The 20,053-nt window shown below is 59.0% G+C and carries 6 protein-coding genes; all 6 read right to left on the reverse strand.

The features are described 5' to 3' along the window. Window positions 1-9 precede the first annotated feature (9 nt). Window positions 10-576 (reverse strand): hypothetical protein, encoded by a 567-nt coding sequence (locus tag LHW45_04070; GenBank protein MCB5284752.1) that lies wholly within the window; start codon window positions 574-576, stop codon window positions 10-12. Window positions 577-630: 54 nt separating this feature from the next. Next, entirely contained in the window at window positions 631-3,240 is a 2,610-nt protein-coding gene (gene gyrA / locus LHW45_04075) for a DNA gyrase subunit A (GenBank protein MCB5284753.1), read from the reverse strand. A gap of 17 nt (window positions 3,241-3,257) precedes the next feature. Next, complete coding sequence (gene gyrB, locus LHW45_04080; protein ID MCB5284754.1) at window positions 3,258-5,156, reverse strand: DNA topoisomerase (ATP-hydrolyzing) subunit B; 1,899 nt, start codon at window positions 5,154-5,156, stop codon at window positions 3,258-3,260. A gap of 953 nt (window positions 5,157-6,109) precedes the next feature. Beyond that, the gene (locus tag LHW45_04085; GenBank protein ID MCB5284755.1) at window positions 6,110-8,074 is read right to left on the reverse strand and encodes an OmpA family protein; all 1,965 of its coding nucleotides are present in this window, start codon (window positions 8,072-8,074) and stop codon (window positions 6,110-6,112) included. A gap of 16 nt (window positions 8,075-8,090) precedes the next feature. Then, complete coding sequence (locus tag LHW45_04090; protein MCB5284756.1) at window positions 8,091-9,053, reverse strand: hypothetical protein; 963 nt, start codon at window positions 9,051-9,053, stop codon at window positions 8,091-8,093. 10 nt (window positions 9,054-9,063) lie between these two features. Beyond that, window positions 9,064-19,857 (reverse strand): chitobiase/beta-hexosaminidase C-terminal domain-containing protein, encoded by a 10,794-nt coding sequence (locus LHW45_04095; GenBank protein ID MCB5284757.1) that lies wholly within the window; start codon window positions 19,855-19,857, stop codon window positions 9,064-9,066. Between the last annotated feature and the right edge of the window lie 196 nt (window positions 19,858-20,053).

The raw sequence follows: 20,053 nt of genomic DNA on the forward strand, positions 1-20,053 counted from the left end.
GAAATGCTGTCAGCGCCTTTGGAACAGCACCCGGGTGCCCAGGGCGTCAAACACAAAGCTGTCCGTCCGGTCTATCCTTTCATTGTAGAACAGGTAGCCTTCCTTCACCCCTCCGGGCAGGATGTCGCCGAAGCTGAAGTAGCCGTTCATTAGCTCGAAATATCGTTCCCGGGCTCTTTCCAGGGCCAAATCCTGCGTTTCCGCGGTCATCGGCGCGAAGGGATCCTCAGGCTCATTCAGAAATAATCCGCTCTGCAAACTCCCCAGCACCAGCGACAGGGGAACAGGGTCGTGCTGCTGCTGCGTGGAGATGCTAAAACCACCCCGGGGCAGGGAAACCGTCCGCGGGGATTTGTTTTTCACCCGCAGATACAGGGTGAAGAAGTTTGCGGCAACTGGCTGAGCTTCACCGGAATAGGCCTGAGGCCGCGCAAACAGGATCAGGCTGTCGGCATCGATGATGGCCCAACCTTCCTCCACCGAGTATTCTGCCGCGGGCTGAGGCAGGTAAGGCTTTAGCAGACAGCCACCCAGGCTCAGCAATGCCAGCCCCAGAAACCAAAAATCTCTTTTCATGGAAAACCTTGATCCCCCTCTCCGCGCGGGAAAGGGGGATCACATGCTTGTTGATTATTCTGTGTCTTCTTCGATGTCGACGTCAACTTCATCGTTGTCGTCATCCATTTCTTCTTCTTCGTCGTCAGCGGGTTCGTCATCGGCCGGCGCGGAAGGCAGCGGAGGCGCGTTTTTCAGCTTCTCTACCTCCACGTCCAGCTCTTCATCATCCAGATCCGGCGGGATGAGGGTGATGTCGCAGACCTTGTCGTTGTCGTAGAGATTGATCAGTCTTACGCCCTGGGTGTTGCGGCTGATCGATTTGATCTCGCTGATCTTTTGCCGGATGATCTTGCCATCCTGGGTAATGATCATCAGGTCCTCGCTGTCGTCCACGATCATCAGCGCGGCCAGGTGGCCGTTGCGTTGGCTGGTTTTTAGCGTGATCACGCCTTTGCTGCCGCGCCGGGTGGTGGGATAGGCTGAGGTGAGGGTGCGTTTGCCATAGCCGTTTTCGCTGATGGCCAGGATGGTCTTGCCGCTGGGGTTGCCGTTCTCGATGATATCTTCCTGGGAGATGATGCCCATGGAGATCACGTAATCCTCGTCGCGCAGCCGGATGCCCCGCACGCCTTTGGTGAAGCGAGCCGTCTGGCGGAAGTCCTTTTCGTTGAAGCGGTTGCAATAACCGTTCTTGGTGGCCAGGATGATGTCGTCGTTCCCCTCGGTGATGCGGGCGTCGATCAGTTCGTCACCCGGCATCAGCCTGATCGCCAGGATGCCGCTGCTGCGCGGACGGCTGAAGGCCGCCAGGGCGGATTTCTTCACCGTTCCGTTCTTCGTGCACATCACCACGTTCTGCTCCGGACTGAAGTTCTTCAGGGTCACAAAGGCCCTGATCTTTTCCTTGTCCTCGAACTTCACCAGGTTCACCACCGCCTTGCCGCGGGCTGTTCTGCTCGCTTCCGGGATCTCGTAAACCTTCAGCCAGTAGCATCTGCCGTGGTCGGTGAAGAGCAGGATATAGGAATGAGTGGAGGCCACGAAGATATACTGGATGTTGTCCTCGTCCTTCAGATTGGTGCCCGTGAGGCCGCGTCCGCCGCGTCCCTGCACCCGGTAGGTATCCACGGGCAGGCGTTTCACATAGCCGTCGTGGGTGATGGTAACCACCACCAGTTCGTCGGCCACCATGTCCTCGGGATTCAGCATTCCGCTGTAGTTCTCCAGGATCCTGGAGCGGCGGGCATCACCAAACTTGTCGCGGATCTCCTGGGTTTCCCCTTTGATCAGTTGCATGCGCAGGTCCTTGTTTTCCACCAGATCGCGCAGCCTGGAGATAACTTTAAGCAGTTCGCGGTATTCTTCCTCGATCTTCTCGCGCTCCAGCCCGGTGAGGCGCTGCAAACGCATCTCCAAGATGGCTTTGGCCTGCACTTCAGAGAGGCCGAATTTCGCCTGCAACTGCTCGCTGGCCTCAGGCGGCGTCTGTGACGCGCGGATGGTGGCGATCACCTCGTCCAGGTTGTCTAGGGCGATCTTGAAACCTTCCAGGATGTGCAGCCGGTCCTCGGCGTTCCTCAGTTCGAACAGGGTGCGGCGCAGCACCACGTCGTGCCTGAACTGGATGAAATTGTTCAGCATGTCCTTCATGCTTACCACCTGGGGCACGCCGTCGATCAGGCAAAGGTTGATCACGCCGAAGGTTGTCTGCAGCTGGGTGTATTTGTAAAGATGGTTGAGCACGGTGTTGCCGTCCGCGTTTCTCTTCACCTGGATCACCAGGCGCATGCCGTCGCGGCCGGATTCGTCGCGCACATCGCTGATCCCATCTATGCGTTTGTCCTTCACCAGCTCCACGATCCGCTCGATCAGGGCGGTTTTCGTAACCTGATAGGGTATGGAGCGGATGATGATCGATTCCTGCTCATTCTTGCCGATCTCGATCTCGGCCTCGCCGCGGATCAGCAGGCGTCCCCGCCCGGTCTGGAAATAATCCCTGATCCCGTCGGAACCCAGGATGAATCCTCCCGTGGGGAAATCGGGGCCCTTGATGTATCTGCGCAGGTCCAGGATCTCGATCTCCGGATCGTCGATGAGGGCGATCATCGCGTCGCAAACCTCGGCGATGTTGTGTGGCGGCATGTTTGTGGCCATACCCACCGCGATCCCGGAGGAGCCGTTGATCAGCAGATTGGGTATGCGGGCGGGAAAAACCACCGGTTCCTTGCGCGTATCGTCATAGTTGCCTTTGAAATCCACCGTGTCTTTTTCCAGCTCGTCCAGCATTTCCATCGTCACTTTCTGCATCCGGGCCTCGGTGTAACGCATGGCCGCGGGCGGATCGCCGTCGATGGAGCCAAAGTTTCCCTGCCCGTCCACCAGCGGATAGCGCATGTTCCAGGGTTGGGCGAGGCGCACCAGGGTGGGATAGACCACCTGTTCGCCGTGGGGATGGTAGTTACCGGAGGTATCGCCGGCGATCTTGGCGCATTTGCGGAAATGCCCGCCGGGAGAGAGGTTCAGCTCGCTCATCGCGAAAATGATGCGCCGCTGCGAAGGTTTCAGCCCGTCACGGATGTCGGGCAGCGCGCGGGCTACGATCACGCTCATGGAATAATCCAGATACGCCTGCCGCAGGTGGTCTTCTATCTGTACGTTCAGTATTTTTGTCTTATCGTCCATTCTTCACTCCAGCTTCTTTAAATATCCAGGTTCTGCACATATTTGGCGTTGGCCTGGATGAATTCGCGGCGGGGTTCCACTTCATCGCCCATCAGCACGGTGAACATCCGGTCGGCTTCGATGGCATCGTCCATTTTCACCGAGATCATGATCCGGTTTTCCGGGTCCATGGTGGTTTCCCAAAGCTGGTCCGGATTCATTTCACCCAAACCTTTGTAACGCTGGATCACAACGCCTTTGTCTCCCAATTCGCTGATGGCGGTGTCGCGCTCTTCCTCGGAAAACACATATCTCTTCTGCTTGCCCTTGCGCACCAGGAACAGCGGCGGTTTGGCTATGTACACGTGTCCGTGCTCGATCAGGGGCTTCATGTAGCGATAGAAGAAGGTGAGCAGCAGGGTGCTGATGTGCGCTCCGTCCACGTCCGCGTCGGCCATGATCACGATGCTGCCGTAGCGGATCTTGCTCACGTCAAAGTCCTGCCCGATCCCGGCGCCGATGGCCAGGATGATCGGCTGGATCTTGTCATTGTTCAAAACCTTGTCCACACGGGCTTTTTCGGTGTTCAGCATCTTGCCCCAAAGCGGCAGGATGGCCTGAAAGGAACGGTCCCGGCCCTGTTTGGCGCTGCCTCCCGCGGAGTCACCCTCCACCAGGAACAGCTCGGTCTGGCTGGGGTCCGTGATCGTGCAGTCGGCCAGTTTGCCGGGCAGGGAGCCGCTTTCCAGCACGGATTTGCGCCGGGTGAGTTCCCTGGCTTTTCTGGCCGCTTCGCGCGAACGCGCGGCCAGGATGCTTTTCAGGGTGATGGTTTTGGCTTCGGCGGGATGTTCCTCGAAATAGGTCATCAGCTTTTCGTAAACCACGGAGTTCACAAAACCATCCACCTCAGAGTTTTGCAGCTTGGTCTTGGTCTGGCCCTCGAACTGCGGATTGCTCAGCTTCACGCTGATCACAGTGGTGAGGCCTTCGCGGATGTCTTCGCCGGATGGCGATACCTTCTCGTTCTTGAGCAGGTCGGCGTTTTTGATGTAGGTGTTCACCGCGCGGGTGAGTCCGCTCTTGAACCCGCTCAGATGCGTGCCGCCCTCGGTGGTGTTGATGTTGTTGGCGTAGCTGAAGATGTTTTCCTGGTAGCCTTCGTTGTACTGCAGGGCCAGCTCCAGTTCCAGGCCTTCGCGTTCAGCCCTGGCGTAGATGGGTTTGGCGCCCAGGGGTTTCTTGTTCTGGTTCAGATGCTCCACGAAGCTTTCGATGCCGCCTTCAAAATGGAAGTCGTGCATCCGGTCGGTGCGCTCGTCCTTCAGGATGATGCGCACGCCGCGGTTGAGGTAGGAAAGTTCGCGCAGGCGGGTGGTGAGGTAGTCGAAACTGAATTCCACCGTCTCGAAGATGCTGGCGTCCGGCTTGAATTTGATCACCGTGCCGCTGCGGTTGGTTTCGCCCAGGACCTTCACTTCCGTCATCACCTGCCCCCGCTCGTAGCGCTGGTAATAGAGCTTGCCGCCTGTGTGTACGCGCGCTTCCAGATATTCCGAAAGGGCCACCACCACGGAAACGCCCACGCCGTGAAGTCCGCCGGAAACCTTGTATGTGTTGCTGTCGAATTTCCCCCCGGCGTGCAGGACGGTCATCACCACCTGCAAGGCCGAGATCTTCTCGTCCTTGTGTTCGTCCACCGGAATGCCGCGGCCGTTGTCGTCAACTTCGACCTCACCCTGGGAGGTGATGGTGACTTTGATCTGGTCGCAATATCCCGCCAGGGCCTCGTCTATGGCGTTGTCCACAACCTCATAGACCAGATGGTGCAGGCCGCGTTCGCTGGTGCCGCCGATATACATCGACGGGCGCTTGCGAACGGCTTCCAGGCCTTTCATCACCTTGATGTTACTTGCAGTATAGCTGTTTTCAGGCATAATTTATTGTCTCCTAATATGTTGCACTGTACTAAAAATCTTGCTTCCACGCTTCCGCGCGCCATAACGGCACGCGCTTCCATATATGGTTGCCAGAAAAACAGATATGCCATTTTTGTCAAGCACAATCCTTATTATTTTCCATATTTTATCTGCCTATTTTCCAGCTACTTACAACAAGCGTTCCCAGGACCGGGAAATGTTTCCGCGCGCCCCTTACGGTCCGAGACCAAAAATCACGCCCATTCTGGCCTCATTTTAGCCAATTTTCAGCTTTGTCCCTACAGATATAGAGGCTTTGACCAAACTCAAACAATGACAGCGTGATCCGGCCAGACCTCCAAATTTTGCATTTCCGGCCCCTTTACAGCGATTGTTCGTCCACCACCTTCCCGCTCAGAATGGCCAAAATCCCCGGGTCGCCCCCAATATCAATACGGTATCAATACGGAATCAATACGGATTTTATCCGTAATGATTCCGTATTGATACCGTATTGATATTGGGGGCGAGGGCGGGCAAAAGTGAAAAAGGCTCTCTTTCAAACCAAGTGGGTGGAAGTGATCAACCAGCCAGCAGCCTGGAGGGCGACAGCTCATAGCGAGGGCGCGTAAGCCCCACGTTGCGCGACAGAACGATGATCAATGAAAATTGCCACCACCCCACCCCGAAACGCACCGCGTTTCGGAGTGGGGCGGTGGCCTTGAAAATCAGGTTTGAGATGCACGGTGTACGAGGGGTTCCGTCGCGGCTGAAGCCGCGCCTCCACACCCTCGCTATCATTCCGCCGCCCTCACGGGTTGTACCCACTTGGTTTGAAAGAGAGCCTTGAATAATCATAAGCCAGGATCGGCAAACCCTGAGACGCACTCTTTGAGCGTTTGAGATCCGGCCGCAGAAATGCCGCGCCCTCAGGACGCGGCATTTCTGTGAACGGGGGATGGCGCGCGAGCTTACATTTGCAGCAGGATCTCCACTCTGCGGCTCTTGCTGAGCGCGGAGGGTTCATACTGGGGATCCAGGGTGCGGGTGTTGCCGTAGGCTTTCCAGGAGATCCTTTTTTTGGCGATGCCTTTGTTGATCAGATAATCGGCCACAGCCCGGGCGCGTCTTTCAGAAAGATCTTTGTTGTCGGCCGCGGAGCCAGGTTCCCAGGCATGCCCGAAGAGCTTGACCTTCAGGTCCTGATTGGTGAGCAGGCTCATCACCAGGAGGTCCAGTTCCGCGGTGGCCTTGGCTGCCAACTCGGCGCTGCCGTTTTCGAAGAGGATGTCAGGCAGGCTGAGGCTGCCCTTTTTCTCCATTTTTTGCAGCACGATGTCCAGCCTCAAAGCGGTTGAACCTTCTTCCGGCCTGATCTCCTGGCTGTGAACCAGGTAGCCGGGAGTGCTTACCAGCGCGGAATAAACCGCTGCGGGAGGCAGGGTGCCCAGGAAATTACCCAGGGAATTGGTGTTCAGCACCTCCAGATTGCGTTGGTTTTCAGTTTCGCTGTTGATCTGCACTTCGGCCGCCACAGGGTTGCCGAACTGATCGAGCACGGAACCTTCGATCCGCACCAAAACCGGCTGGACGGGTTCCGCGGGAAGTTCGAAGCTCTGGGGCTCCCGGCCCAGCGGGGCGGGCACAAAATCCGGTTTGGGCAGTCCCTGCCTGATGGTTTCCAGGCTCTCGTCGATGCGCGAAAAGATCGTTTCGGCGTCCGCGGGTTGCCTCTGGGCCGGCACCACGTATTCGATATCCACGTTGCGAACGGAACCGTCCGCTTCACGAAGGAGATAGCTGGTGGGCGTGGCGAGCGCGAAATTGATCTGGTAGATCTTTTCGAAACCGCTCACCTGGCGGTCGGAACTCATATAGCCTTCGTTGCTGCCGCGGGCGTGGTAGAAATAGCGGTCGTTGCGGGTGGAATTAACGGGCAGGCCCAGGTTTTCGGGCACAGACCAGTCCTGCCAGTTGGTGCCGATGCGGTAAGCCTTGAAGAGGTCGTATCCGCCGAAGCCGGGATGGCCGCGGGAAGAGAAATAGAGGGTCCTGCCATCCCAGTCCAGGAAAGGTGTTTGTTCGTTTTCCGCCGTGTTGATCTGCGGTCCCAGGTTTTGGGGCTGGGTCCAGATGCCGCCGATCTTTTCGCTTACATAGATGTCAGTTCCGCCATAGCCGCCTTCGCGGGAAGAGGCGAAAAAGAGCAGCCGGTCGCGAAAGACCATGGGGTGCGTTTCCACCTGCGAGGAATTGAGCTGCGAGATGTTTTGGGGTTGAAACCATTTGTCGGTGCGGGGCACGAAATAGATATCGCCGTCACGTTTGTTGGCTTCATAATTGCCAAAGATCCAGGCTCCCTGGGGATCCGCGGAAAAGCTGCCAAAAGCTTCGTTCTTGTCAGTGGAAAGAGCTTCCACCAGCTCCGGCTGGCCAAATCCGGATCGGACGATCTCCACGCGCCAGACGTTTTCCTTGCCTTTCCTGGCCGGACGGAGGGATGTGAAATAGAGATATTTTCCCTCGGGATCGAGGATGGCGCCGTAATCGGAATTGCGGCTGTTTACATAATCCGGCAGGGGGCGGATGTTCACCCGGCTGAAGATCTTTTTCTGGCGCTGCACGATGCGCAGGTAGCTGTCCACCTGGGCCTGATACTCCGAATCTCCGGAAGACCTGTATTGATCGAACCACCGCATCGCGCTGGCGGTATCGGCCACGGCGATGTGCAGCCTGCCCAGCCAGTAATGATACTCTGGCACCTTGCCGTCGGCGGAGCGGTCCGCGCTCAAAAATTCCCGGATGGCCCGGTCATATTCGCCGCGTTGGTAATACTCCAGGCCCTCCTGCGCGTAGCGCGAGCCCGGAGCCCTGATCTGGCCGAAGGCCAAGGCTGACAAGCCGATCAGCAGCAGACAGATCGCTGTTTTTTTCATCACCGCTCCCATGGGGTCAGAACCTCAGGATGAGGGACAGAATGTGGTCGTTGCCGAAAACCTCGTGGTTGTTGTAGCGGAACACATAGTCGAGCTGGAAATTGCGCAGCTTGATCCCGGTTCCGGCGGAAAGCCGGCCCCGGTTATAGCCCAGGCGCAATCCGGTTTGCAGGGTGGAAAGCGTTTCCTCCCAGGAACTCTGCTCGCTCACGGAGACCACGGACAGCTTGGAATCCGCCTCGGGATCGCTGCCTATTGAGGTCCAATACTCGGCCCCGAAACAGAAGTAGGGGTCTTCGTCCTTTTCCAGTTTGGCATCGGCCGCCAGGGTCAGGCCTTTCAGCGGATACGCCGCCAAGCCTGCCGAGATCTGATAAGGGATCGTGGCGTCGTCGAATTTGCCATACAGGTCGCGAGCCATCGCCCCCACCTCCAGATACTGGTTGATGTCAAGTTTCGCGCCGAGGTCCACTCCATATCCGGACAGCGTTTCGCCGTCCAGAGTGCTCAGATAGAATTTGGGGCTGAGGCCAAAGCTGAATATGCCCACGCTGTTGGCATAGCTAAGCGTGAAGTTGTTTTCGCTGTCGGAGAAAGTGCCGGTGGGGTTTCCGTTGTCGTCGTAGCCGTCGATGTCCAGAACGTTCGCGTTCACCCAGGACAGCCCCAGCGCGCCGAAACCGAAGCGGTTGCCGAAGGACGCGTAGTTGTGGCTGCGGTTGTAGCCCATGTTCACATTGATCATGGTGCCCACCTCGAAATCCTTCATCCGCGTCAACCCGGCCGGGTTCCAGTAGCCGGACACGATGTCGTTGGTTACGGTGGAGCCGGCCTCGCCCATGGCGATAACCCTGGCGCCGACTCCCATGCGGGAATAGGCCAGCAGCGAGTTGTTCATGCCCTGGGCGGAGAGGGATGTGGCGGCAAGCGCAAGCAAGACCACAGGCAGGATAAGGTTCATAATGTTTCTCGTTTTCATCTTTGCCTCCTTATTTGACCGCGATCTTGATCACGCGTTCGGACCTGTTCACGCCGTCGTTGGCGACCACACGGGCAAAATAGGTTCCCCGGCCGACTTTGGCACCGGAGGTGTTTCTGAGATTCCAGGGAATCCTGATCTGATTTGAATTCTGGGGCGGTTCAGTGATGGTCCGGACCTTTTTGCCGGCAAAATCGTAGATCGAAACGGTGAGGGTGACGTTGTTGTTGCGGTTGAGGATCACCACGATCTCGGTCTGCTCCATGGCGGGATTCGGCCAGGCGTATGAGGCGTCGCTGATATCCAGGTCCTGCGACTGGTAGTATTCCACGGTGGAAGCGCTGGCCGGGCTTTCAGCCCCGTCGTACACCGCGGTAACGTAATACTCGTAGGAAACGTCCATTTCGATGCTGTAGTCGTCGAAGTAATAGTTACCGTCCACCTGGGTGTTCACCAGAGCGGTGTTGATCTGGGTGTAGGCCGTTTCCGCCAGTTTGCGGCGGTAAACGTTGAAGCCGTCCAGACCTTTGCCCGCCCCGGGCAGGTTCCACAACACGCGGATGTAACCGGCATAGCTGAAACCACGCACATCCACCGGCGCGGAGAAGATGGTGTAAGTGGCGCTGGCCGCCGGGCTGGGGGTCCAGTCGGTTTTGAAGGCCCGGGCCGTGATCACGAAGTTCTGAGCGTAGTTGGGCACGATCACGGGATCGGTGTAGAGCTCGGATGCAGCCGTGGGATCGCTGCCGTCCGTGGTGTAGCGGATCTCGGCACCCTCGGTGGGAGACGAGACCACCACGAAGACCGGCGCGCCGTAAGTGCCTCCCGGAGGTGAGAATACTGGCGGGGAAACCGTTCCGGTTATGGTGTAAACAGCGGTTTGGGTTTCCGAGGGGATCCAGCCGTCGGCAAAGCCCCTGACCTTGAGGGTGGTAGTGGCATTTTGCGGCAGGGTGATCGGCGCTGTGTAAGCCGCCGAATAAACCGTGGGCTCTGTTCCGTCCGTTGTGTAACGGACGGTGGCGTTCGCCGGCAGGGTGGCCGCGGCCAGGGTTACGCTTTGCGAGGTTTGGTAGGTTCCGGGTTCTGGACTGAACATGGCTTGCGGCAGCTGCACCTGGCCCGTCACGTTGTATACGCCGCTTTGTACCACGCTGGGCAGCCAGCCGGTTTTGTAAGCGCGGAGCTTGATCGTGTAACCGATGGAGTTCAGGCCAATGTTTACAGGAGCCGTGAACTCTGGCGAACTTTCGGTGGGATTGGTTCCGTCCGTGGTGTAGCGGATCGTTCCGCCGGCAGGGTTGGTGCCGCCGGAGGGGCTTACGCTGATGGGTTCTGTGTAAGTTCCCGGAGCGGGATCCAGATAAGGCGGCAGCAGCTGCATCTGACCCGTGAGTTGATACAGCGCGGTATAGGTCGGGCTGGGAAGGTAGTCCTGTTTGGCCGCCTTGACCTTGAGGGTATAATCGCCGGGAGCGGTGAGTTGGATCGGTTGGGTGTAATGCGTTGATGACGATTCGGGCTCAGTGCCGTCCAGAGTATAGAGCAGCGTTGCTCCGGCGGGCACGGTCTGCGTGTTCAACACCACCATGATATCCGAGGCATAGGTTCCGGCAACCGGGGTGAAGACAGGATCGGGAATGGTGGCTGTTCCAGTGAAGGTGTAATTGGCAACATACACAGGGCTGGGGGTCCAATTGGTGGCGTAGGCCCTTGCGCGCATTTCGATGTTGGTGAACAGCGGGAACTGCATCGGCGCGGTGTAGAGGTCTGAAGCCGGCGTGGGGTCAGTGCCGTCGATTGTGTAGCGAATCTGGGCTCCGGCGGGAACCACGTTGCTACTGATGCTTACTGTCTGCACAGTGGCATAGGTGCCGGGGATGGGATCGAAGACCGGCGCCTGGATACTGGCCTGGCCGGTGATGGTGTAGGTCGCGGTATGGGTGGCGCTGGCGATCCAGTCTGTCTTGAAGGCTTTCACCTTAAAAGTGGTGTTGCTGTTCAAAGGCAGGCTGAGCGGGGCAGTGTACATTGTGGAAGAAGCCGTGGGTTCCGTGCCGTCGGTGGTGTAGCGGATGGTCGCGTCAGCCGGGATAGTTTCGGAGATCGTGATGATTTGTCCGGTCTGGTAGATCCCTTCGGGGGGGGTGAACACCGGAGTCTGGAACACGATCTGGCCGGTGATCACGTAGGTGGCGGTGGCAGTCGCGCTGGGGGTCCAGTCGATCTTGAAGGCTTTCACGCTGATCGTGGTCGTGCTGTTCAGGGGCAGATTGATCGGCGCGGTGTAAGCCGGGGAATTCTCCGTGGGCACCGAGCCATCCAGAGTGTAGCGAAGGGTGGCGCCAGTGGGTGTGGTGTTCGTGTTCAGCGCTACCGTTTGCGCGGCTTGGTAAGTTCCAGCGGCGGGCGTGAAGACCTGGGCCGGCAATTGCACCTGGCCGGTGACGGTGTAAGTGGCGGAATAGACCTGGCTGGGGGCCCAGCCGGTGAGGAAGGCCATGGCTTTCACCGTCATTGTGGTGCTCAGCGAAACGATGATCGGAGTTGTGTAGATCGGCGAAGAGGCTGTTGGAGTGCTGCCGTCGGTGGTGTAACGCACCGTTCCTCCCGCCGGACTGGTGGTGGTGTTGATCACCACCGACTGGGCGGTTTGATAGGTCCCGGCAGCTGGCGTGAATACGGGTTCCAGGATGCTGAGCGCTCCCGTGATATTATAGGTGGCGCTGTAGGTGGGGCTGGGAGTCCAGTTGGTGAGATAGGCCTTCACCTTGACCGTGGTCTGCGAACCCAAGGCCAGTTGGATCGCGGTGGTGTAGATCGGCGAACTCGCAGTGGGCTCTGTTCCGTCCAGGGTAAAGCGCAAAGTCGCGCCGGCCGGGGTGGTGAGCGTGTTCAGGGTTACCACTTGCGCCGTTTGGTAGGTGCCCGCGGGAGGTGTGAAGACCGGTTCAGAGATCGAGACCTGGCCGGTGACGGTGAAGACACCGGTGTGGATCTGGCTGGGTTGCCAGTTCGCGGCGTAGGCACGCACCCGGATGGTCACGCTCTGGCCGTTGCTCACCTGGATGGGGGTGCCGTAAACCGGCGAACTTTCGTTCGGGTCGCTGCCGTCCAGGGTATAGCGCAAAGTCGCGCCCGCAGGGATGGTGGTGGTGTTGATCACCACAGCCTGCGGCGAAGTGTATAGTCCCGGGCTGGGAGTGAATACCGGCAGGGTGATGGTCACAGCGCCGGTGGTGGTGTAGTTTCCGGTCTGGATGGCGCTGGGCGTCCAGTTGGCTTTGAAGGCCCGCACTTTCAGGGTCAGTGAGGTTTCCAGGGGCAGGTTGATCGGGGCGGTGTACTGCGGGGAAAGCTCGGTGGGATCGCTACCGTCGGTGGTGTAGCGCACCACCGCGTCCGTCGGGATGGTGCCGTTCACCGTGATCTGCTGGGCCGTGGCGTAAACTCCTGGCGCGGGAGAAAACACCGGCGTCTGGAAGACCACCTGGCCTGTGATCAGATATGTAGCGGTCGCCGTGGTGCTGGGGATCCAGTTATCGCGGAAACCTTTCACTTTTATCGTGGTGCTGCTGCCCAAACCCAGCTGGATGGGAACCGTGTAAGCTGGTGAGAACTGGCTGGGCTCGCTGCCGTCCAGGGTATAGCGCAAAGTCGCGCCCGCGGGGGTGGTGTTGGTGTTCAGCGTTATCGCCTGGGCTGTCTGGTAGGTCCCGCCGGCAGGTGAGAAAACCTGGGACGGAAGCTGCACCTGGCCGGTTACTGTGTAGGTTGAGGAATACACCTGGCTGGGGGCCCAACCCGCCAGGAAAGCCACGGCTTTGATGGTGGTGGTGGTGTTCAGGGGAATGCCGATCGGGGTAAGATACTGCGGCGAGGAGGCTGTGGGGGTGCTTCCGTCAGTTGTGTAGCGCACCGTTCCCCCGGCAGGCATGGTGGCGGTGTTGATCACCACAGACTGAGCTGTCTGATAAGTTCCGCCAGCCGGAGTGAACACGGGCTCGACGATGCTGAGGGCGCCGGTGATGTTGTAGGTGGCGCTGTAAGTTTGGCTGGGCAGCCAGTTGGTGAGATAAGCCTTGACCTTGATGGTGGTCATGGTGCCCAAAGCAAGTTGGATGGCGGTGCTGTAAACCGGAGAGCTGGCGCTGGGCTCGCTGCCGTCCAGGGTGTAGCGCAAAGTCGCTCCAGCCGGCATGGTGAGGGTGTTCAGCGTTACCACTTGCGCGGTCTGGTAGGTTCCTTCCGGCGGAGTGAACACCGGTTGGGCGATCGTCACCTGGCCGGTTACGGTGTAAACTCCGGTGTGGATCAGGCTCGGCTGCCAGTTGGCGGCATAGGCCCGCACCCGGATGGTGACCGTCTGGCCATTGCCGACCTGGATGGGATCACTGTAAACTGGAGAGAATTCATTCGGGTCACTGCCGTCCAGCGTATAGTGCAAGGCCGCTCCGGTTGGGATGGTGGCGGTGTTGATCACCACGGCCTGCGGCGATGTATAGAGCCCCGGAGCGGGCGTGAACACCGGCAGGGTGATGGTCACGGCGCCGGTGGTGGTGTAGTTTCCAGTGTGGATCTCGCTGGGTGTCCAGTTGGCTTTGAAAGCCCTCACTTTCAGGGTAAGCGAAGTTTCCAGGGGCAGATTGATCGGATCGGTGTACTGCGGGGAAAGCTCGGTGGGATCGGTGCCGTCGATGGTGTAGCGGACAATGGCATCAGCAGGCAGGGTGTCGTTCACATGGATCTGCTGCGCTGTGGTATAGACTCCGGGGGCGGGTGTGAACACCGGGGTGAGGAATGCCACCTGGCCGGTGATCACATAGGTCGCGGAAGCCGTTTCACTGGGCGTCCAGTCGGTCCGGAACCCTTTCACTTTGATGGTTGTGGTGCTGTTAGTTCCCAACTGGATGGGATTGGTGTAGGCTGGTGAGAACTGGCTGGGCTCGCTGCCGTCCAGGGTGTAGCGCAAAGTGGCGTCCGTGGGCAACAGAGGCGGGTTGATGCTGATCGCCTGGGCCGTCTGATAGGTCCCGGCGGGCGGAGCGAAGAGCACTGTGGGCAGGGTCACCTGTCCCGTCATCACGTAGGTGGAGCTGTAAAGCGGACTGGGGATCCAGTTTTCCCTAAAAGCCCTGGCTTTAAGCGTGACCGTCTGATTCAGGCTCAGATCGATGGGACCGTCATAAATCTCTGAAGTGCTGGTGGGATCGTTGCCGTCGGTGGTGTAGCGGATGATGGCATCCGCGGGGATGGGGGTGTTGATCGCCACGGTTTGCGGGCTGGTGTACACACCGGAGGTAAGGCTGAAGACCGGAGGCGTGATGATCACCTGGCCGGTAACGGTGTAGCTTTCGTGGGTGGTGGTGCTCGGTTGCCATCCGGCTTTGAAAGCCTTGGCATTGATGGTCACCGTGCTGTTCAGCTGCACAACTATCGCCGTGGTGTAAAGTTCGGAATCCTCATCCGGCTCGCTGCCGTCAGTTGTATAATGGATGGTCGCTCCGGCGGTGGCGGTGGTCAGGACCACGGGTGTGGCCTGCGTGTAGATGCCGCCGGCGGGGCTGAAGCTCACGTCAGCCACGGTGCCGGTCACGTTGTAGCTCGCGGATACCACCGGGCTGGGGTTCCAGCCGTCGCGGTAGGCAATGGCCTGGATGAAGAGGTTGGTGTCGGAAGGTATGTTGATCGGGGCCAGATACTCTGTCCCTTGCGTGGGAGTGGGCACCGAACCGTCTGTGGTGTAGCGGATCTGAGCGTTTTCCGTGGTGGTGGATATGCTCAGGTCGATGGGCTGGTAATAGGTTCCGGAGGGATGGGAAAACATCGGCGCCGCCACTTCCGGAACGATGATATTGATCACATAGCTGGCGTTGGAGATCAGCGAGGTGTTCATCCCCGTCTTGAAGGCGATGGCCTTGATCGTGGTGGTCTGGGAGATGTTAACCGGGCTCAGATAAAGGTTACCCACGGTCTCGGAAGGCTCGGTGCCGTCAAGGGTGTAGCGGATCGAGGCCTCCGGGGTCTGGGTGCTGATGGTCACCTGCACAGGTTCGCTGTAGATACCGGCGGGGGGCGCGAAAACAGGCGTCTCCACCGTTTCGATCGGGATCACGATCACATACTGCACGGTGGTGATCGGCGAAGGATCGTAGCCGTCCTTGAAGCCGCGGGCCTTGATGATCACGTTGTTGGACACCGTGAAACTGCCTGTGTAAACCGTGCCGTTGTCCAGCGCTGGATCCGTGCCGTTGGTGGTGTACACCAGCGTCGCTTCCGGTGTGGCGGTGGAGATGGTCACGGTCTGGACCGTGTTATACACTCCGCTGGGCGGCTGGATCACCGGCGTGGCCACATCCGGCAGCGGGATGTTGATGTCGAAGGTCGCGCTGGTGATGGCGGAGGGATACCAGTTGGTTTTGTCTGCCACGGCCTTCAGCTCCAGATCGTGGTCCACCAGCACCGGGATGAAGGGATTGTATGCCGGGCTGCTTCCCGGAACGGGATCGCTGCCGTCCAGGGTGTAATAGATCTGCGCGTCGGGGGTTATGGTGCTCAGGGTCACGTTCTGGTTGGAAGTGAAAGTGCCGCCGTTGGGAACGATGCTCACCGGGCTGGCGAAGAAATTGTAGGTCGCGCTGCTGATGTTGGACGGCAGCCAGTTGGCGCGGTAAGCCCGGGCTTTCAGAACCGTGTTTTGCTGGATCAGCAGAGGGCTGCCGTAAACCAGGCCATTCGTGTCGCTCGGATCAGTACCGTTGGTGGTGTAGTAGATGGTCGAGCTGGCCGGAAGGGTGGTGATGCTCACGCTGAAGGGAGCGGTGAAATCACCCGGGGCCACTGAGAAGAGGGGATCGGACACAGGCCCGTTGATCACGTAGCTTTGGGACACAATGTTCGAACTGATCCAGTCGCTGCGGTAGGCGATGGCTTTCACTGTCGCGCTGGCCGTCAGCTCAAACGGGGCCAGATATTGGTCTCCATACTCCGGGGTGGGATTCGAGCCGTCCAGCGTATAGCGGATGCTGGCGCCGGCTGTGCCCACGCTCATCGAGATGGTTTGCGCCGCGGCGAAGCTGCCGCCGGAAGGCGTGATCACCGGATTGCTCACCACGAAGAAATACTCCGCGGTGGCCACGTCGGAATCCAGCCAGTTGTCCAGATAGGCATAGGCTTTCACCACTGTGTGGCCCTGGATAGGGAACGCCGCGGTGTAGGTGAAGCCATTCACCAGGCTGGGTTCGCTGTCGTCCAGGGTGTAGCGGATGGTGGCCGCGGCCGGGATCACGCTGATGCTCACGGTCTGCGGGGCGTTGTAATAGCCCGCGGTGGGACTGATGATGGGCTGGCCCACCGGACCGTTGATCACATAGGAAGCCGTGGAAACGGGGGAATCGTTCCAACCCTCCAGCCAGGCGAAAGCCCGGATGATGGTATTGGCTGAAACGGTGACCGGGCCGTCATAAACTGAACCGTTGCCTTGGGCGGGCGTGGTGCCGTCGAGGGTGTAGATGATCTGCGCTGTGGCCGGTACTGCCGACAGGGTAACGGTTTGCGCCGTGGCATACTGCCCGGAGGGCGGGTCAAAGACCGGAGCGCTCACCGTGCCGGTGATGTAGTATTGCGCGTCCGTGATCCCGCTGGGATTCCAGCCGCTTTTAAAGGCCTTGGCCCGCAGCAGCACGTCGGCAGCCACCAGCACCGGGTTCCCGGTCACGTAGGTGCTGCCGTTGCTCTGGCTGGGTTCCGTGCCGTTGGTGGTATAATAGATGGTGGCATCGGGCGGATTGACGGATATGTAAACATCCACAGGGCTGGTGTAGGTGCCGGCGCCGGGGGTGAACACCGGATTGGCGATGTTGCCGATGATGGTGTAGATGGCGCCGTAGATCTCGGAAGAACGCCAGTCCGTGCGGAAAGCCCTGGCCCGAAGGGTGGCGCTGCTGTTTATGAAGACTGGCCCTTCGTAGGTGGAGCCATAAGACAAAGTTGGCTCCTCCCCGTCCAGAGTGTATCTGATCACGGCATCCGCGGTGGCGGAGGTGATGGTGACAGTGGTGGAAACCGAATAGGTGCCGCCGTCGGGTGTGAACACAGGCGTGGCCACTGTTCCGGTAACCTGGTAGCTGCGCTGGGCCACAGCGCTGTTGATCCAGCCGGCCTGCACGGCGATGGCTTTGATGGTGAAACTGGTCTGAAGGCCTATCTGGATGCCGGTTCCGGGGTCATAGAGGGTGGAGGCGTCCGTGGGTTCGCTGCCGTCGGTGGTATAGTGGATGGAGGCCTCAGGCGCGCCCGGAACGCTGAGGTGGACTACGATCGGATCGAAGTAGAGGCCTTCCGCGAGATCAAAGACCGGCGCGGGCAGGATGCCTATGCTGTAGGTTCCTTCCGTGATGGTGCTGGGATCCCAAAATTCCTTGAAGGCACGGGCCCGCACCTGGTGCAGTCCGTTGCCCAGGTCAACCGGTCCTTCATAGAGGAAGGACGCGCGCGTGTTCGGGGCCGGTTCGCTGCCGTCCAGGCTGTAGTAGATCACCGCGCCGTCGGTGCTGGAAGTCATCGTGAGCTGGAGCGCGGAGGAAAAGCTGCCCGGCTGGGGATCGAACACAGGCGCGGCCACGGTCCCCGTAATTGTGAAAAGGCCGGCTTGGATGTCGCTGGGATAGAGGCCGGGATACTGGGCCAGGGCCTTGATGGTGGTGGTCGCGTCGATCTGGATGGGCCCGGTGTAAAGCTGCGAAGTGCCGGGGTCCGGATCGCTGCCGTCCAGCGTGTAATAAACCGACGCTCCGGAAGGCAGGGTGGAAGCGCTGATGCTCACAAAGATCGGAGTGGTGCTGTAGCCCGGGGCGGGATCGAACACGGTGCCATTGGCATAGGTAAGCATCACCGTCTTGCTGCGCACATCGTAGTAGTAGCTGTAGGTCTCGCTGGCCTGCCAGTCCGCAAGATAGGCCTTGAAGGTGATCCAGCTGGGGTTGGTGAGCTGGATCTGCTGTCCGCTGCCGTAAACTTGCGCGTTGGGATTGTCCGGGCCGGGCAGGCTGTTGTCCAGGGTGTAATAGACTGTCGCGCTGGACGGGGCCACGCTCAGTCCGGTGATCTCCACCCCCAGATACTGGCCCTGGTCGATGAGGTAAAAATCACCGTCCGGCAGCGGCGGCGGCGTCATGGTGTGGGATACGATCTGCACCGCGCCGGTAACGATGTAGGTTTGCGCAGCCACCGTGCTGTTCAGCCATCCTTCCCGGGTGGCCAAAGCCTTGATGGTGAGGGTGGTTTCCGCCCCCACCGTGATCGGCAGCACGTATTCCAGGGTTCCCGGAGCGCCCGGGCTGGGATCGCTGCCGTCCACCGTGTAGTGGATCACGGCCGCCGGATTGGCATTGCTCAGGGCAACCTCCACCGGCGCGTAATACAGCCCGCCCAGAGGCGCGAACACAGGCTCGGCCAAGGTTCCGGTGATCCGGTAGCTTTCACTCTCGATCTGCGAGGGTGGGAAACCCGGATAGCTGAAGAAAGCCTGGATGGTCACGTTGTTTTCCGCGTTCGGAAGGGCGTCCACCGCTATGGGAGCGGTATAGACCGTGGATGCTTCCGTGGGCGTGCTGCCGTCCGTGGTGTAATGAATGACGGCGGTTTCAAATCCCGCCGGCGGTGCCAGCGTCACGCTGATCCCGCTGGTGTAGGTGCCGCCCTGGGGATCGAACAGCGGTCCGTTCGGGCGCACGATAATGCTCCAAACCACGCTGTCGGTGGCCTGGCCGTCCGAGACCTCGCAGCTGATGCTCTGCGTGCCGGGAATGTCAAATTGCAGGTCCAGACCGGCTGTGGTGGAAACCACATCGGAGAAAGGCACGCCGTTGAGGCTGCCGCTGTGGGTCCAGGCGTATGTAAGCGCGTCGTTATCCACGTCGTCCGCGGTCACGGAAAAAGCCAGTAAACTTCCCTGGTCGATGTTTTGGGTAAGTTCCTCAGGTTGCCAGAGGCTTATCTCCGGGGGATCGTTGACCCCCAAAACGTTGATGTAAATGGTCTGCGAGCTGAACGCGTTTGACTGCCGGTCCACTGCCGTGAGTTCGTAGGTCGCCATGCCGTTGTAATCCAGCTGGGGCGTGAAAGTAACCAAAGAACCTGTGGAGGGCGGTTCCTGGGTCACGTCGATGGGATATTCGGCAAACAGCACATTGAGGTCAAAGTTGGTGGGATCGGCCGAGTCGATGCAGCTCACGTAGTTCTGAAACTCTATCTGCAGCGCCGTTTCTTCGTTGGTTACAAAGATGTTCCCATCCGGCAAACCGCTCCAGACGGGGGGGTCTGGCACGGAGGTCACATTCACGCGGAAAATGCCATAGGCGTAATCGCCTGTCAAATTGTCTATTGCCTTAAGAATCAGAACTTCCGATCCAAACCAGTTCTCTTCTATGGGTTGGAACTGAAGTTTCAGGGTATTGCCAGGGTCCGGAACGGTTAATGTGAAATACTCGGACGGATACAGAAGATCCAAGGTCAGGGCGATGTTCTCCGGATTGTTGATGTGCCGGGTGAAATCTTTGGTCCAGGCCAGATCTTCGTAAAAGAGGCCTGTCTCGGGATCGTCAACATCGGTCAAATCTGGAATGTTGTATTCTTCCAAGCCGGTGTTGAAGGAAAAGCTCGTCCGCTGGGAATCATGACCGGCGATCAGCTCCAGGATTTCCGGAGGAATTTCCGGATTGGCCTCAGCGGCCAGTTCGCTTGTTTGCGCGAAGAGAGCGATTGCGCTCAGCAACACGACCAAAACCAACAAAAATCTATTCATGCTCTATCTCCTTCCAAGACTGCGCGGGGCAGTGGTTGACAATGTATGCGCTCCGTGGCGCCGGGCAAAACGCCGGTTCCACGGAGCCTGACAAAATGTTGTGCAAATACGGACTTTTAGTCATAATGTCAAGTTATCGCCCCTTTTGATGCTGTCAATGAATATTTTGTCCGCTTCGCCCCCTTTTGTAGAAATA

Source organism: Candidatus Cloacimonadota bacterium (assembly GCA_020532085.1).
Taxonomy (GTDB): Bacteria; Cloacimonadota; Cloacimonadia; order Cloacimonadales; family Cloacimonadaceae; genus Syntrophosphaera.

What these genes read in the sequence shown, in the direction of transcription:
- LHW45_04095 (MCB5284757.1), bottom strand. Translation starts at nt 19,857, where the DNA reads ATGAATAGATTTTTGTTGGTTTTGGTCGTGTTGCTGAGCGCAATCGCT.
- LHW45_04090 (MCB5284756.1), bottom strand. Translation starts at nt 9,053, where the DNA reads ATGAAAACGAGAAACATTATGAACCTTATCCTGCCTGTGGTCTTGCTT.
- gyrA (MCB5284753.1), bottom strand. Translation starts at nt 3,240, where the DNA reads ATGGACGATAAGACAAAAATACTGAACGTACAGATAGAAGACCACCTG.
- LHW45_04085 (MCB5284755.1), bottom strand. Translation starts at nt 8,074, where the DNA reads ATGAAAAAAACAGCGATCTGTCTGCTGCTGATCGGCTTGTCAGCCTTG.
- LHW45_04070 (MCB5284752.1), bottom strand. Translation starts at nt 576, where the DNA reads ATGAAAAGAGATTTTTGGTTTCTGGGGCTGGCATTGCTGAGCCTGGGT.
- gyrB (MCB5284754.1), bottom strand. Translation starts at nt 5,156, where the DNA reads ATGCCTGAAAACAGCTATACTGCAAGTAACATCAAGGTGATGAAAGGC.